The following is a 14931-nucleotide window of genomic DNA, read 5'->3' on the forward strand; positions in this document are numbered from 1 at the left end:
TGAAACGAGGTGTCCAAGTGGTTAAACGTATTGGCGTTTTAACAAGTGGTGGTGACGCACCAGGGATGAATGCCGCCATTCGTGCTGTCGTTAGAAAAGCAATCTACGACGGCAACGAGGTTTATGGTATCCGCTATGGCTTTCGTGGACTAGCAGAAGGCGATATCTATCAAATGGGTATTGATGATGTCGGCAACTTGCTGTCGCGCGGGGGGACCATGCTGTACACGGCGCGCTATCCTGAATTTGCTGAGAAAGAAGGACAGGAGAAGGCCATTGCGCAATTAAAGAAATTTAAGATTGATTCTTTAATTGTAATCGGTGGGGACGGTTCCTTCATGGGAGCCAAAGCCCTTAGTGAGCACGGTTTTCCAACGGTTGGTATTCCTGGGACGATTGATAATGATATTGCAGGGACTGATTTTACCATTGGTTTCGATACAGCCTGCAATACCGTCATCGAGGCAGTCGATAAGATTCGGGATACAGCTACCAGTCATGAGCGGACCTTCATTATTGAAGTGATGGGACGTAACGCTGGAGATATTGCCCTCTGGACCGGTATTTCTTCCGGGGCTGAGAAGGTAATTATTCCTGAAATTGGCTTTGATATGGACCAAATTGTGGAAGATATCAAGGCAGGCCGTGAGCGGGGTAAGAAGCATATCATTATTATTCTCGCTGAAGGCGTGATGTCTGCTAATAAATTCATGGATGAGCTCTCGACTTACGGGAACTTCCACAGCCGGGCAACGGTGCTCGGTCACATGCAGAGAGGGGGCGCCCCTTCCGCACGCGACCGTGTCCTTGCAACCATGTTTGGCTTTAGGGCTGTAGAGCTCTTGAACCAAGGTCACTCAGGTATCTGCTTGGGCATCCGTGGCAATGATATTGTCTATGGCGATATTTCGGAAGTCTTGAACCGAGAAACCCACACCCCATTGATGGAATTGTATGAAATTAATGGTGACATTTCCTATTAAGTCGCTTATAATGTCTATTCGTTCAAAGGATTAAAGCAAAAAAGGAGAACAAAAATGCAAAAGAACACTAAAATTGTTTGTACTATTGGCCCAGCTTCTGAGTCAGTTGAAACCTTAGTTCAATTAATGGAAGCGGGCATGAACGTTGCTCGTTTGAACTTCTCACACGGTTCGCATGAAGAACATGAAGCCCGGATTAAGAACATCCGTGAAGCTGCCAAACAAAGCGGCAAGCGGGTTGCCCTCTTATTGGACACAAAGGGGCCTGAAATCCGTACCCACAATATGGTTAACCATGAACCTGTTTTACTCGAAAAAGGTACTACCGTTTCCATCTTTTCAAGTGAAGTGGAAGGGGACGCAAGCAAGTTCTCAATTACTTACCCAGAATTGATTGATGATGTTCACGTTGGTTCACATATCTTAGTCGACGATGGTCTGGTTGACTTACTGGTTACTGACATTAACAAAGCCGATGGTGAAATTGTAACTGTTGTAGAAAACAGCGGGATCATCAAGGACAAGAAGGGCGTCAATGTACCAGGCGTTTCAATCAATTTACCTGGGATTACGGATAAAGACGAAGCAGATATTCGCTTCGGTTTGGAACAAGGCATTGATTTTATTGCGGCTTCCTTTGTTCGTAAACCAGAAGACATCCTAGAAATTCGCGAAATCTTAGAAGAAACAGGCAATGAAGATGTTCAAATCCTGCCTAAGATCGAAAACCAAGAAGGCGTGGACAATATTAAAGAAATCATGAACGTTTCCGATGGTTTAATGATTGCCCGCGGGGACTTAGGGGTTGAAATTCCTGTAGAAACTGTTCCAATCGCTCAAAAAGATATGATTGAACTCTGCAATAGCTTGGGTAAACCAGTCATTACAGCTACCCAAATGTTAGATTCCATGCAACGGAACCCACGTCCAACGCGTGCTGAAGCGTCAGACGTTGCCAATGCTATCTACGACGGTACCGATGCGATTATGTTATCTGGTGAAACAGCTGCAGGGGACTATCCTGTTGAAGCCGTTCAAACCATGAATCGGATTGCTTTAGCAACTGAAGCTCAAATCGCTGTACACTCAGAAGGTGTTTTACCTAACCATGTGGAACGTGGTGACCATGCCCAATTAGACGTGGCCGAAGCTATCAGCCAATCCGTTGCTTATACAGCAAGCAACTTGGGCATCCGTACCATTGTTGCTGCCACAGATTCTGGGTTTACTGCTAAAATGATTTCTAAATACCGTCCAAATGCGACAATCTTGGCTTTAACCTTCTCTGAAAGCCGCGCCAATAAGCTCATGCTTTCGAGTGGGGTAGAACCAATTGTAGCTGAACGTCCAGCAACAACTGATGACATGATGATCTTAGCTGCTAACTTAGCCAAGGAAAATGGCTATGCCCAAGACGGCGACAAGATCTTAGTAACTGCTGGTGTTCCTGTCGGTGAACGTGGCACAACTAACTTAATGAAGATCCAAATCGTTGGCCGTCAAATCGTTCGCGGCCAAGGTATCGGGGAAAATTCTGCTGTCGGTCACGTTGTCTTAGCTAAGGACGCGAAAGAAGCTAACGAAAAAGTAACGGCTAATTCTGTCCTTGTTGTGAAGACAACAGATGAATCATACAACGATGCCATTAGCAAAGCGAAGGCAGTTATCGTTGAAGAAGGCGGCGTAACGAGTCATGCTGCAGTACTTGGCATTAACACCAATACCCCAGTCATCGTAGGGGCTGAAGGTGCAGTTGCAGAAGTGACTGAAGGTCAATTAGTCACCGTCGATGCCCGTCGTGGTGTCGTTTATGAAGGTGGCGACGCTTAATTAAGCTGAAACTAGATTGAGAATTTTGCTTGTTGGATTAACCAATGAGCAAAATTCTTTTTTTATAAGATCAGGTCGAGCGCTCAGAGCTTAAAGTATGCTAGAATAGAAAGCGTATGAAATTGGATACGATTCGACCAATGAAAGAGGTAGACCATGAATAAATATTTAGGAAGCCTGGTGACAGGCATTGTTACCGATGAGAACGACAAACACTTTTTTGTGCAAAAAGATGGCTTGTCCTACCGCTTAGACAGAGACCAAGCTGGATCGCTCAAAATGGGTGACAGCATTCGCGGCTTCGTTTATGAGAACAGCCACAAGCAATTGTGCATGACCCTGGACCTGCCTGATGTCCGCCAAGACCGCTACGGTTGGGGAGAAGTCACTTCTGTTAAACCAGATTTAGGGGTCTTTTTGGCTATTGGCTTGCCGGATAAGGACATGGTTTTATCCCTGGATGACCTCCCACAAGAGAAGCATCTGTGGCCTAAAAAAGGCAGTAAGCTCTTTGTGCGCTTGGAAGTGGACAAGAAGGACAGGGTCTGGGCTAAACTTGCGGACGACCAGGTCTTCCAACAAATCTCCAAGCGTTTGTCCCCCCATACTTCAACTTGGAATAATAAAACGGTGAAAGCTCGGGTCTACCGCTGTAAGTTTGTGGGGACCTATCTTTTGACAGAAGACTACTACCAGGCCTTTATCCATGAGAGTGAACGCTATGAAGAGCCTGCTCTGGGTGAGGAAGTGACAGCCCGGGTGATCGGTGTGGGCCAGCACGGCAACTTAAACCTGTCCCTTAAACCGCAAGCCTACCAGGTCATCAATGAAGATGCTCAAATGATTCAGGCTATCCTGGAAAGGCAACCAGACCACTTCCTACCTTACAATGATAAGAGCCGGCCGGAAGATATTCGTAAGTTCTTCAACCTTTCCAAGGCCCAGTTTAAACGTGCCCTCGGCCATCTGATGAAAGAGGGGATCCTGCGCCAGGACCAGGCAGGAATTTATTTAGTAAACAAAGGGGATGAGGACTAGTGGGGACAGACCAATTTCAAGAGCTGAAGGCTTCGGTTCAAGCTTCTGGATTTAAGCTGACGCCCCAACGTCAGAGTACCCTACAGGTATTGATTGAGCAAAGCGACCAGTTGCTGAGTGCCGAACAAATCTATATGTACACCCGGGAAAAGAATGAATCGATCGGTCTGGCCACTGTCTACCGGACCTTGGAGATCTTAACATCCATCCAGGTGGTCAGCAAGGTCATCGGCAGCGAAGGTTTGGCCTACTACAGCCTCATCAACCGGCAATCCCAGCATGCCCCCCACCACCTGGTCTGCATCCATTGTGGTCGAATAATTGAAATCAACGAGGACCTCCTGGACGCTGTAGAAAAAGAAGTCGAAAAAAACTTCCACTTCAAGGTGACTAACCACCATTTGGTCATCCACGGTCTCTGTCAAGACTGCCAAGAAGGAGACTTGCACTATGACGAATAAGGAACTTTTGGAAGACTTTCTGATGACACTCAAGGTAGAAGCAGGTTTATCGAATAACACTATCAAGAGCTATGCCAATGATATCCGGGGCTTGGATACTTGGATGGATGACCAAGGCTTTAGCCATTACAAGGACCTAGATCGCACAGATATCCGAGCCTTTCTCAAGTTCAAGAGCGACCAAGGACAGAAGACGACTACCCTCAGCCACTTACTGTCATGCTTGCGGCGTTTCTTTTCCCACTTATTGTTGAACGGACAGATTGACCAGAATCCCGTCGATCAGATTGCCATGCCCAAGAAACGGCAGACCCTGCCCACTGTCTTAAGCATGGATGAAGTGGACCGCTTGCTCCAGGCCCCAGATATCGGGACACCCCTAGGACTTAGAGACCGGGCCATGCTGGAGCTCCTCTATGCTTCGGGCCTTCGTGTGAGTGAGCTCGTCCATCTCAAAGTGACGGATATCCATCCAGAATTAGGCTTCCTCCAGAGTTTGGGCAAGGGGGACAAGGAGCGGATTGTGCCCCTGGGGGAAGTGGCTGCTGATTGGATTGGCCGCTACCAGGACTATGCCCGCGACCAACTGCTCAAGGATAAGGATTCGGAGATCTTATTCCTAAACCACCACGGAAAGGGGATCAGCCGTCAAGGGGTGTGGAAGCGCATCAAGGCCTATGTCCAAGAAGTCGGTATCCAAAAAAATGTGAGCCCCCACACCCTCCGTCACTCCTTTGCGACCCATATTCTTGAGAATGGGGCGGATTTGCGGGTCGTCCAAGAATTGCTTGGCCATAGTGATATTTCCACGACTCAAATTTATACCCATATCCATGCTCCCCATCTCAAAGAAATTTATGCTAAGTCCTTCCCACGGTCTTAAATGCACTAAAAAAAGCCTTAAAGTAAACAGCTTGCCTGTTTCACTTTAAGGCTTCTTTATTTGCCCTAGGGCTTATTAATTTCCAGATTATCTAAGTTAAGGTCTGGAGCAACACTGGCAAAGTCTTTGTCAGTGGAATATTTCAGTTCTTTCGTTTCGCCATTCTTCAGGACGTCAATTTTTTCGCTTTGCTTGTCCACTTCATTGCCATCCTTATCGAGGAACTTGATGGTGATGGTGAAGTTGGCTAAGTCCGCCCCTGTAGTATTGGATAATTGACCGCTGATATTGGTTTGGCCATTTGCATCCTTGCTCCCTTGGAAGCTCAGTTTATTGAGGTCTTCTTGGAATTTCTTCAGGATATCGGTTCGCTCCTCAGCCTTGGCCTTGTCTTTCTTAATCTGTTCACGGTCTAAGGCTAGGTCATCTTCCGAGCCCTCAGGTAGGACATAACGCTTGTCTTTGGAGAGCTCCTTGAGATAGCCTACCCGCTTGTCATAGTGGTTAAGATAGTTTTCAAGGTCGTCATAGCCCAATTGGTCCGTGTCTAGGGCTTCAAGACAGGCTCTAACTTCTTTGAGATAATTTTGAACCGTTTGACCGAGTTCAGGATCTTCGAAATCAGCATTTTCATACTTTTCTAGGCCCTTTAATTCCGTTTCAAAGATTGCCTTGAAGGACTTGGTGATATCATTTTCCTTTTCCACTTTCTTCATAGTTTCCGTCCGATCCTGCCAGGTTGAGGCCAGGTCGGCGAAGAAGGCGTCGTCCGTCTTTTGGACTTGGGAACAGCCGCCTAAGAAAATAAACAAGGCTAAGCCGATGATGGATAAGAATTTACGCATTAGGAATAACCTCCACTTCTTTATGTATTATATTAACAGAAAATGCAATAAAGGGTTAATATTTTCCTTTAAATTTCTGCTTTTTCCTAAGCTCTGTTAAAATAGAAGCAGAGCTTGAATCGATGAACTGAGAAAGGGTGGTATCATGGAAAAAATAGAACAATTGCAAGCATTAATTGATAAGAGTCAACATTTGGTCTTTTTCGGTGGGGCAGGGGTGTCAACTGAGAGTGGTATCCCCGATTTTCGCTCCTCTGAGGGGCTCTATAGCAGGGACCAAGGGGCACAGATTCCGGCCGAAGAGGTGATTTCCCACCATTACTTTATGGCCCATCCAGAAGAATTCTTTGCTTTTTATTTCGAACATCTGGTCTTCCCTGAGGCGAAGCCCAATCCTGCCCATCGCTACCTGGCGGACTTGGAGGATAGAGGAAAGGATGTAACGGTCATTACTCAAAACATTGATGGCCTCCACCAGAAGGCTGGTAGCCAGCGGGTGTTTGAATTACATGGGTCCGTTTGGCGCAATTACTGTATGGACTGTGGCCAGTCTTATGCCTATGAAGACTTGCATAAGGACCGAGACGGGATTCCTCGCTGCGAAAAAGATCAGGGCATCGTGCGGCCAGATATCGTGCTCTATGAAGAGGGTTTAGATGACTCTGTCCTCCAAGCTGCTGTCCAGGCCTTGCAAGAGGCGGATTTGCTGATTATTGCTGGGACCTCCTTAGTCGTTTATCCGGCAGCGGGCTTGATTAATTATTACGGCGGCAAAGACCTGGTCTTAATTAATAAAAGCCCCCTCCAAGTGGCTCAGAAGCAATCACTCACTGTCTTCCAAGACCGGGTAGGCCGGGTCTTTAGCGCTCTGGGTTAGCTTGGTCGTTGGCTAGAACTTCTTGCTGGCGTTCGCGGGATAGGCGCATGATTTCCTGGTAGAGCTTTTGGACACTGTCAGCATTGGCTGGATTCTTTAAGCCTTTTTGAACATTGTCGATCACGGCCTGTTCCCGGTCAGCTACGAAGATATCCGCCCCCTGAGCGGCTTTGAGTCGGGCAATTTCTTCACTGACTTTGAGCCGGTCTTCATAGAGGGCAACAATTTGCTGGTCAATCTGGTTAATTTTCTTTCTTTCTTGGTCTAGGGACATGCTTTCACTCCTTATGATTTACTGCATTTTACTTAATTATAGATAAAATTTTGAGTTCTGACAATTAGCAGAACTAGAAAGGTAATGATGAATTTATTATTTGCTATTGACCATCACTTTGTCGATCAAATGTTGACGACCCTTACTTCGGTGATAGAGAACAGCAAGGAAGCGGTTGAGGCCGTCTATATTTTGACCAAGGGAGACTTAGCGGGGAAAGAAGCGATCCAAAGTCTGACGGCTAAGTTTGCCATCGACCTCCACTTGATCAATATGGAGGAGGCCGACTTTAGCCAGGCCCCTGTTTCTAAACGCTATCCGGAAACCATTTACTACCGGCTTTTGGCCCAAGACTTCTTACCGGACCATTTAGATCGGATTCTCTACCTGGATGCAGATATCCTCTGCATCAATGACTTGTCAGAGCTCTACCACTTAGACCTGGCTGACCACCTATATGCGGCGGCTAGCCATTCCCGTCTCACCAGGCTTTCGGATGACTTTAACCGGCTTCGTTTACAGCGAGAGGATGGGGGCTCCTACTATAATTCAGGAGTGCTCTTGATGAATCTGCCGGTCCTTCGAGCCCAGGTGCGTGCGGATGACATTTACCGCTACATTACTTCCCATTACTTCCAGCTCTTCTTACCGGACCAGGATGTTCTCAATGCCCTCTATGGCCACCAGGTCTATGCCTTGCCCGACCAAATTTATAATTACGACATGCGTTACCAGAAGACCTATGAACTGATTTCAGCGGGGGCATGGGATGACCAGTGGGTGATTGCCCATACGGCTCTCTTGCATTTCTGTGGCAAGCGCAAGCCCTGGGAGGCCCATGCAAGCGATAAATTTGCTCTTCTCTACCAGCACTATTGGCAGCGGATGCACCGCCACTTAAGCCAAGAAAGCTTGTAAGAATTGCAAGATCTGTGATAATATGTTAGAGTTTCGTTAATTAAATTTTGACTTTTAGATTGGGAGATAACATATGCTAACACCATATATTCCAAAGTATAAAAAAGTAGCAATGGGTTTACTCTCTTATATTCCGCGTTTTAAGGACTATGAGGAGATGAGTAATGAAATTGCCAAAATTGAATCCGGCTACCGGTCCTTATACCTCTACAGGGACCAGGCATCCGATAATTACCATGCCTTGATTGCTTTTGATGAAGACTTGGATAGCCAAAGTATTATTTTGCGCTATGTGGCGGTGACGCCTTCTTTTAGGGGCGAGGGCTTGGTTTCGCAGATGATAACGGAACTCAGTGAGCTTTTTCCCCAGCGTAATTTCTCAGCTTCAATTGAGATGTCGGATTTTTTCAAGAAATGGAATCTTGAGATGCGCCAGGCTAAAGGCAAGCATTCAGCAGAGGGAGTGTCAGACCTTTAATGGAAGAAAATAAGCAGCTTGAAGACTATCCAGCCTCTGCTTTGAGGCTGGATTTAGCTAGTTTTGAAGGGCCCTTGGACCTGCTTTTGCACTTGATTAAGACCCTTGAAGTGGATATCTTTGATATTCCCATTGTCTTGGTTACGGAGCAGTATTTGGCCTACTTGGAGGCAATGAAGGAATTGGAACTGGACCTGGCCAGTGAGTACTTGGTTATGGCGGCGAGCCTGATTGAAATTAAGTCGAAGATGATGCTGCCAAAGCCCAAGAAAGAAGCGACAGAAGAGGAAGAAGATCCCCGCGAAGACCTAGTCCAGCAATTATTGACCTACCAGCAATACCAGAATGTGAGCAAGCTCTTGGAAGAGAAGCAGGAGGCCCGGCAACTGGAGTATCCCAAGGCAGCTAGCGACCTATCTGCCTATCAGACCAAGGTCCCCTTAGCAAAAGGGGCTTTCGACCAAGATGACTTACTGGCGGCCTTACGTAAAATGATGCGCCGCTTGAAGAGCCAGGCCCCTTTGGAACGCCAAGTGCAAGCAGAGACTTACTCTGTCCAGGAAGCCATGGATGACCTGCTCCAAGCTTGTCCTCATGGTCGGGTAATTTCTTTTTATGACTTGATCGTGGATGGCCCGTTGACCCGCGAACGGATCGTGACACTCTTCTTGGCCCTCTTACAACTGGTCAAAGCTGCGAACTTGTCCTTTGCCCAGACTGTGGGCCAGACCGATATTGAGATCAAACGAAATGAGGTGGGGGAATGAGAGCCATGCAGGCCATTGAAAGTTTATTGTTTGTTGCCGGCGACCAAGGCTTGGACCTAGAAGAATTGGCTCAATTGCTCGACTTGTCCATCGACCAGACCCGCTATGCCCTTTTGAAATTGGCTGAGAAATACCAGGCGGACCAGCAGTCTGCTTTGAAGCTATCTTGGGTCAACCAGTGCATCCAGCTCGTTACTAAATCAGAGCTAGCGGATGTGGTCAAGTCTTATGCTCTGTCGCCTTTCTCGGTTAAGCTATCGCAAGCAGCCCTGGAAACTTTGGCCATCATTGCCTACCAGGCCCCTATCACGCGGATGGAGATCGATGATATCCGGGGAGTCCAGTCCTCAGCCATGATTCAGAAACTCCTCCAGCATGACCTGATTGAAGAACAAGGCCGTAAAGAAGGGCCTGGCCGGCCCATCATCTATGGGGTGAGCGATTACTTCTACCAATATTTTGGCCTGTCTTCCTTAGATGAACTACCGGACCTCACTAGGCTCAAGACGGAGGAAACAGAGGAGGCTGAACAGACGGCTTTATTTGATGCAGGAGAGCTCGCTGACGACAGTGTGGAGATATAATTTGCTTAAAGGAGATTGAGCTATGGAAAGATTACAGAAAGTCATTGCACATGCAGGCGTGGCTTCACGCCGACAAGCGGAAAAGTTAATTACAGCTGGCCGGGTGAAGGTCAATGGCGAGACGGTGGTGGAATTGGGGACCAAGGTGAGTCGCCACGACCGGGTGGAAGTGGATGAAGTTCCAATCTACAAGGAAGAACCCAAGTACTTTGTCCTCAACAAGCCGACGGGCGTCATTTCAGCAGTGGAAGATGACCGTGGGCGCCCTTGTGTGACCGACTATTTCCCAGATGTGGAAGAGCGGATTTATCCGATTGGCCGCTTGGACTATAACACGAGTGGCCTCTTGCTCTTAACCAATGATGGGGAATTTGCTAACCTCCTCATGCACCCCAGTCACGAGGTGGCTAAGGGTTATATCGCCAAGGTCAACGGCATTCCAACCCGCGACGACCTCCGCCGCTTGGAGAAGGGGGTCATTATTGACCGCAAGAAGACGGCCCCAGCCAAGGCACGGATGATTAAGACGGAAGAAGCCAAGGACTATGCTGTGGTTGAATTAGTCATCCACGAAGGCCGCAACCGCCAAGTCCGTAAAATGTTCGACGCCATCGGTCATTCCGTACAAAAATTGCGCCGTGAATTCTATGGGAATATCTACCTGGATGATCTGCGGCCCGGTCAATCCCGTGTCCTCCTGCCCTTTGAGGTCCAACAGCTCAAAGACTTGGCAGAAGATGGAAAGGAGAAGTAGTTGTGAAGGCTAAAAGATTAATGTTTATAGCGATTATGGGAGCACTGGCTTATCTCTTAATGTTCTTTGCCTTTCCCATTCTTTTCGCCTTACCGTTCTTAAAGATTGACTTCTCAGATATCCCGCTCTTATTAACGACCTTCCTCTATGGTCCCCTGTCCGGTGCTCTAGCAGCCTTGATCCGGACCCTGCTCCACTATATCCAAACTGGTGGGGATGCGGGTTACCCAATTGGCGACTTGGCCAGCTTCTTAGCTAGTCTGGCCTATATCTTACCGATTTACTATTTCCTACGGGGTCACTTAGGAACCATCAAGGCTAAGGATCGCCAACTAGCTTGGTCGAGACTCCTCTTAACTTATGGCTCGGCGACCCTATCGTTGACCCTAGTGATGGTCGCCTTGAACTATTTTGTGCTAGCGCCTTTCTATTCGGCAGTGATGAATTTTCCAATTAATGATATGGTCCAATACCTACTCATGGGCATTGTGCCCTTTAACCTCGTCAAGGGGATCTTGGTATCTATCGTCGCTCACTTCTTCCTCAGACGCCTCCTACCGATCTTGGATCGTTGGTTGTAGATCTTGTAGAGGAAGAGGGCAGACAAAGAAAAAGCTTTCCGTTATAATGGGACTGAAAGGTCCCATAACGGAAAGCTTTTTTAATTTTTGACCCGCTGGATAGCGCCTGTCGGACAATGGGTGAGGGCCTGGCGGAAGGCCTCGACTTGATCGTCTGGAATCTGGGCTCGGTAAGCCTGGTCTGCGTTTTTGAAGTAAGCGATGCCTTCATCGTCATAGTCGAAGATTTGCTCGGCTTTGAGCTGGCAAATCCCGCAGGCAATGCAGGCTTCGGGAATAATTTGTCCTTGCATCATCAATCACCTTTCTGGAGGGAGTCGCGTGAACGAAATTCTTGTCAAAGTTATCACTAGCTGTCAGGGCCTGGCGCCGAATTCGACCTACCAAGTGTTGGTTGGCAAGCGGACGCCATCGACCCTCTACTTTGCGAAAAAGCATCAATTGGAGGCTTATTTTGGTCTTTTCCCCCAGCTCAAGAAGTCTGACTGGGGCCAGGTTTTAGCCCAGCAAGCGAGTCGTCAGAATTATTCTAACACAAAGCCTTCTTTCTTGGCAGACCTGCTTGATTACCGCCAGGGCATGATCTTCCCCCAAAACCGGCAGAAACGCTATGAGGCCTACTTGCTTCTCGTCCAAGCTGCCTCCCAGCTGGCTTATGGCCAGAAGCGCTATGTGACGGTGACCCAAGACTGGGAAGTCCAGCAATTTGTGAAAGCCTATTTTAGCCAGCTAAGGATTCAGGGACGGGAGGCCTTTACAGCCTCATTTTACCAGGAATGGGCACGGCTTTTAGAAGACTGGCCTCAGGACAAGGCTGATTTCTTGCTCAGTCAATTTTCAGGACACGACCTCCCCGCTTTGGCGGCTGAGGATTGGTTAGATGTATTGCAGGGCCAGAAATTTACCTTGGCCCGACATTTTGTTTTAGGGCGCTTGGACCAGGCCCTTGGATCAGCAGAGGCTTGTCCTTATCTTATTTATTTCAAAAAAGGACTCAACCGGCGCTTCCCTGCCTGGAAGCCTTCTGCTGATCTGACCTTGAAAGGCTTGGACCAGGGAGCTAGCCTAGCGGAAGTCCAGGCCAGGAGGGGACTCAAAGCCTCGACACTGGCCGATCATTTGATTGAAGTGGCTATCTTTGACTGTGACCGTTTCTTGCCCGGCCTGAGCCGAGCTCTGGGGAAAGCCCCTGAAAGCTTCTATGAGGAAAAAGCTCCAGAAGACTTTGCCTCTTTCCAGGATCAATATGGGGACCAGGCATTTTGGCTCTACCGGGTCTGGCAGATTGCTAATCTTGAAGCAGAAGGGGGGGACTTCGCTCGTGCGTGATTTTAAGCAGGAATTACAGACTTATTTTGGCTTGGACACCTTTAGACCCGGTCAACTAGAAGCCTTGGAGGCCTTGGAAGCCGGCAAGCAGGTCATGGCCTTGATGCCAACTGGGGGCGGAAAATCCTTGATCTACCAACTCTTTGCCCAGGGCAAGTCTGGACTAACGGTCATTGTATCTCCTTTGATTGCCTTGATGCAAGACCAATTGGCCCAGCTCCAGCTCGGCGGTTTTAAAGGAGCCATGGCCTTAAATAGTGCGCTTAGTCCCCAAGCCTTCAACCAGGCCTTGACCCAGCTAGGGGACTATCGTTTTCTTTTCTTATCGCCAGAGATGATCCAACAAGGACGGGTCAAAGACCGGCTCCGGCAACTAGCGATTGACCTCTTTGTGGTGGATGAGGCCCATTGTATCCTCCAATGGGGGGTAGACTTTCGGCCCGAATATTCCCAGCTCAAAGCCCTCCGCCAAGACTTGGGCCGTCCCCTAACCCTAGCTCTGACCGCAACGGCGAGCCCGGCTGAACTTGGGACCATTCAGTCCTACCTCTTTGACCCTGAAGAGAAAGTCAAGACGGTGAAACTCCCTCTGGACCGCCCCAATATCTTCTACGATTGTGAGCTCTTGGATGCGGCGGACAAGTTTGAATTTCTCGGTCAAAAATTGAGCCACTTACCTAAACCAGGTATCATCTACGTCCACCAAAAAGCCGAACTCGAAGCACTGAGTCAGACTTTTCGGTCCCAGGGTCTGAATGTGGCAGCCTACCATGCTGACCTTCCGGATAGCCAACGTTTTGCTATCCAGGAACAATTTCTGAACCATAGCTTGGATGTGATTTTTGCCACGTCAACCTTCGGAATGGGAATTAATCAAGCAGACTTGCGCTTTGTTATCCACTACCACCTGCCTTTTTCTTTGAATGAATTGAGTCAGGAGAGCGGCCGCGCCGGTCGCGACCGCAAGCAGGCCTACCACTTGATCTTAGTGGACCAGGAAGAGAAGCGGCGCATGCTTTACTTTAGGCAACATCCAGAAGAAGAGGCAGACAACTTCTTAGCTTTGTTAGCTCATAGCTTTAAGATGACTGACCGCCAACTTTCCCAACTTTCCCACGGGCTTGACCAGGGCGTCAGCGCCCGGCTTGACTTCTATCGTTTTCATTTTAATGATTTTGACCAAGCTAAGGCTCACTATCAGGCTTATATCAAGAAGAACCAGCTAGCCCTAGACCATCTACTGGCTCTAGTTGAAGGGGAGACCTGTTTGAGACAAGGGCTTCTGGCCTATTTCCAAAGTGGGGAAGAGGGAGAAAAACCTGCTTTTTGTTGCAGCCGCTGCCAGCCTAACTTTGAATCTTTGGCCCCCTGGCAGGCTTACTTGGCATCTGGGCAGGCGGCCAAAAAGGCGGGGCGTCCGAACTGGCAAGAACGTTTGGACCAACTATTTAACCGCAAGTGAGCGAGGAATTTAAATGACTTTTCAGCTATAAAGTGATACAATTTTTTTAAATGAATTGGAAAGGATTGACCCGTTATGAGCTTACGCGATAAGTTTAATCAGTTTAGAAAGCGCCCTTCAGATGATTTGGACCAGGAGGACTTCGACTACGACGCTTATGATGAAGTCGATGACTATGACTACGAAGACCTAGGAGATGACCCTGAAACGAGTGAATTTACTGATGAGGCCGACCAGAATTTTGGTGAATACGAGAACCTGAAGAAACGCCAATATTCCCGTTCAGCCCGCAATCCCAAGGGCCATGATGAGAAGATCTCACCCTTTGCTAAAGTCTTGACCTTCATCCTCTTAGTGATGGTGATTGTGCCTTTGATCATTACGGTCTACACCGCTAACCAGAAGAAGACGGTTGAACCCCAATCAACCGACCAAGTGATGGTGTCCAAGACCCAGAATATTTCCGCTAGCAAGGCTGAGGAAGAGAGCCGGAAGAAGGCTTCGGAGTCCAAGGCTAAAGAAGAAGCCGATAAGAAGTCAGCCTCTATCGCTTCCTCAGAACAAGCGGAGAGCGCTAACCAAGCTAGTCAGTCAGCAGCAGCTTCAGCTAGCATCGCAGCTCAGCAACAACAAGCTGCCCAAGCTTCCGAACGTGCTTCCTTGGCCCAGTCTTCGGCTAATGCCCAACAGAACCAACAAGGGCAAAATACTGCTGGGACTTCTGGTACCTATACCGTTCAAGCAGGGGACAACCTCTACCGGATTGCTGTTAACCATGGCATGACCTTGGACCAATTACTCCAAGCTAATGGCCTGAGTGCAAATTCGAATATTGCCCCAGGTACCGTCCTTAGGGTACAGTAATGC

Annotated in this window: 18 protein-coding genes; 15 read left to right on the plus strand and 3 right to left on the minus strand. The window is 48.2% G+C overall.

Features of this window, described 5'->3' with window-relative positions; all coding sequences use genetic code 11:
* Nucleotides 1–65: 65 nt before the first annotated feature.
* From pfkA to xerD, 5 genes are all read left to right on the plus strand, one after another.
* The gene (pfkA, locus tag QP339_RS02530; RefSeq protein ID WP_502869644.1) at nucleotides 66–983 is read left to right on the plus strand and encodes a 6-phosphofructokinase; all 918 of its coding nucleotides are present in this window, start codon (nucleotides 66–68) and stop codon (nucleotides 981–983) included.
* A 54-nt stretch (nucleotides 984–1037) separates the two neighbouring features.
* Nucleotides 1038–2813, plus strand: coding sequence for a pyruvate kinase (gene pyk, locus QP339_RS02535; RefSeq protein ID WP_284910289.1), 1776 nt, complete (start codon nucleotides 1038–1040; stop codon nucleotides 2811–2813).
* Between the two features lie 156 nt (nucleotides 2814–2969).
* Nucleotides 2970–3851, plus strand: a complete 882-nt coding sequence (locus QP339_RS02540) for a CvfB family protein (protein WP_284910290.1) — start codon at nucleotides 2970–2972, stop codon at nucleotides 3849–3851.
* Nucleotides 3851–4312: a Fur family transcriptional regulator gene (locus QP339_RS02545; RefSeq protein WP_284910291.1), complete on the plus strand. Its 462-nt coding sequence runs from the start codon at nucleotides 3851–3853 to the stop codon at nucleotides 4310–4312. Before QP339_RS02540 ends, QP339_RS02545 begins: the two co-directional genes overlap by 1 nt.
* Nucleotides 4302–5195, plus strand: a complete 894-nt coding sequence (gene xerD / locus QP339_RS02550; protein WP_284910292.1) for a site-specific tyrosine recombinase XerD — start codon at nucleotides 4302–4304, stop codon at nucleotides 5193–5195. Before QP339_RS02545 ends, xerD begins: the two co-directional genes overlap by 11 nt.
* 65 nt (nucleotides 5196–5260) lie before the next feature.
* On the opposite strand, the gene QP339_RS02555 is transcribed toward xerD, so the two are convergent.
* A complete protein-coding gene (locus QP339_RS02555; protein WP_070617836.1) occupies nucleotides 5261–6040 on the minus strand; it encodes an FxLYD domain-containing protein in 780 nt (259 codons plus the stop codon).
* 145 nt (nucleotides 6041–6185) lie between these two features.
* Here QP339_RS02555 and QP339_RS02560 point away from each other — a divergent pair, with 145 nt between their 5' ends.
* Nucleotides 6186–6917, plus strand: coding sequence for an NAD-dependent protein deacylase (locus QP339_RS02560; protein WP_284910293.1), 732 nt, complete (start codon nucleotides 6186–6188; stop codon nucleotides 6915–6917).
* Here the strand turns inward: QP339_RS02560 and QP339_RS02565 are convergent.
* Nucleotides 6901–7191 (minus strand): chorismate mutase, encoded by a 291-nt coding sequence (locus tag QP339_RS02565; RefSeq protein WP_284910294.1) that lies wholly within the window; start codon nucleotides 7189–7191, stop codon nucleotides 6901–6903. The two genes, QP339_RS02560 and QP339_RS02565, sit on opposite strands and share 17 nt — an antisense overlap.
* A gap of 87 nt (nucleotides 7192–7278) precedes the next feature.
* Here QP339_RS02565 and QP339_RS02570 point away from each other — a divergent pair, with 87 nt between their 5' ends.
* From QP339_RS02570 to QP339_RS02595, 6 genes are all read left to right on the plus strand, one after another.
* Nucleotides 7279–8109: a glycosyltransferase family 8 protein gene (locus QP339_RS02570; RefSeq protein ID WP_284910295.1), complete on the plus strand. Its 831-nt coding sequence runs from the start codon at nucleotides 7279–7281 to the stop codon at nucleotides 8107–8109.
* 73 nt (nucleotides 8110–8182) lie between these two features.
* Nucleotides 8183–8587, plus strand: coding sequence for a hypothetical protein (locus tag QP339_RS02575; RefSeq protein WP_284910296.1), 405 nt, complete (start codon nucleotides 8183–8185; stop codon nucleotides 8585–8587).
* Nucleotides 8587–9354 (plus strand): segregation and condensation protein A, encoded by a 768-nt coding sequence (locus tag QP339_RS02580; protein WP_284910297.1) that lies wholly within the window; start codon nucleotides 8587–8589, stop codon nucleotides 9352–9354. Before QP339_RS02575 ends, QP339_RS02580 begins: the two co-directional genes overlap by 1 nt.
* Complete coding sequence (gene scpB, locus QP339_RS02585; protein WP_284910298.1) at nucleotides 9351–9938, plus strand: SMC-Scp complex subunit ScpB; 588 nt, start codon at nucleotides 9351–9353, stop codon at nucleotides 9936–9938. The genes QP339_RS02580 and scpB overlap by 4 nt, the downstream gene beginning before the upstream one ends.
* A gap of 22 nt (nucleotides 9939–9960) precedes the next feature.
* Nucleotides 9961–10692 carry a pseudouridine synthase gene (locus QP339_RS02590; RefSeq protein WP_284910299.1) on the plus strand — a complete coding sequence of 244 codons (732 nt, stop codon included), beginning with the start codon at nucleotides 9961–9963 and terminating at the stop codon, nucleotides 10690–10692.
* 2 nt (nucleotides 10693–10694) lie between these two features.
* A complete protein-coding gene (locus QP339_RS02595) occupies nucleotides 10695–11273 on the plus strand; it encodes an ECF transporter S component (protein WP_230080880.1) in 579 nt (192 codons plus the stop codon).
* A gap of 80 nt (nucleotides 11274–11353) precedes the next feature.
* On the opposite strand, the gene QP339_RS02600 is transcribed toward QP339_RS02595, so the two are convergent.
* Nucleotides 11354–11569, minus strand: a complete 216-nt coding sequence (locus QP339_RS02600) for a ferredoxin (protein WP_230080846.1) — start codon at nucleotides 11567–11569, stop codon at nucleotides 11354–11356.
* Between the two features lie 25 nt (nucleotides 11570–11594).
* Between QP339_RS02600 and QP339_RS02605 the strand changes: the two genes are divergently transcribed.
* The 3 genes from QP339_RS02605 (at nucleotide 11595) to QP339_RS02615 (ending at nucleotide 14928) form a co-directional block, all read left to right on the plus strand.
* The gene (locus QP339_RS02605; RefSeq protein WP_284910300.1) at nucleotides 11595–12602 is read left to right on the plus strand and encodes a YpbB family protein; all 1008 of its coding nucleotides are present in this window, start codon (nucleotides 11595–11597) and stop codon (nucleotides 12600–12602) included.
* Nucleotides 12595–14064 (plus strand): RecQ family ATP-dependent DNA helicase, encoded by a 1470-nt coding sequence (locus tag QP339_RS02610; protein WP_284910301.1) that lies wholly within the window; start codon nucleotides 12595–12597, stop codon nucleotides 14062–14064. Before QP339_RS02605 ends, QP339_RS02610 begins: the two co-directional genes overlap by 8 nt.
* Before the next feature lie 75 nt (nucleotides 14065–14139).
* Nucleotides 14140–14928, plus strand: a complete 789-nt coding sequence (locus tag QP339_RS02615; RefSeq protein ID WP_284910302.1) for a LysM peptidoglycan-binding domain-containing protein — start codon at nucleotides 14140–14142, stop codon at nucleotides 14926–14928.
* Nucleotides 14929–14931: the final 3 nt, after the last annotated feature.

The organism is Aerococcus sp. UMB7834 (genome assembly GCF_030215145.1).
Classification (GTDB): domain Bacteria; phylum Bacillota; class Bacilli; order Lactobacillales; family Aerococcaceae; genus Aerococcus.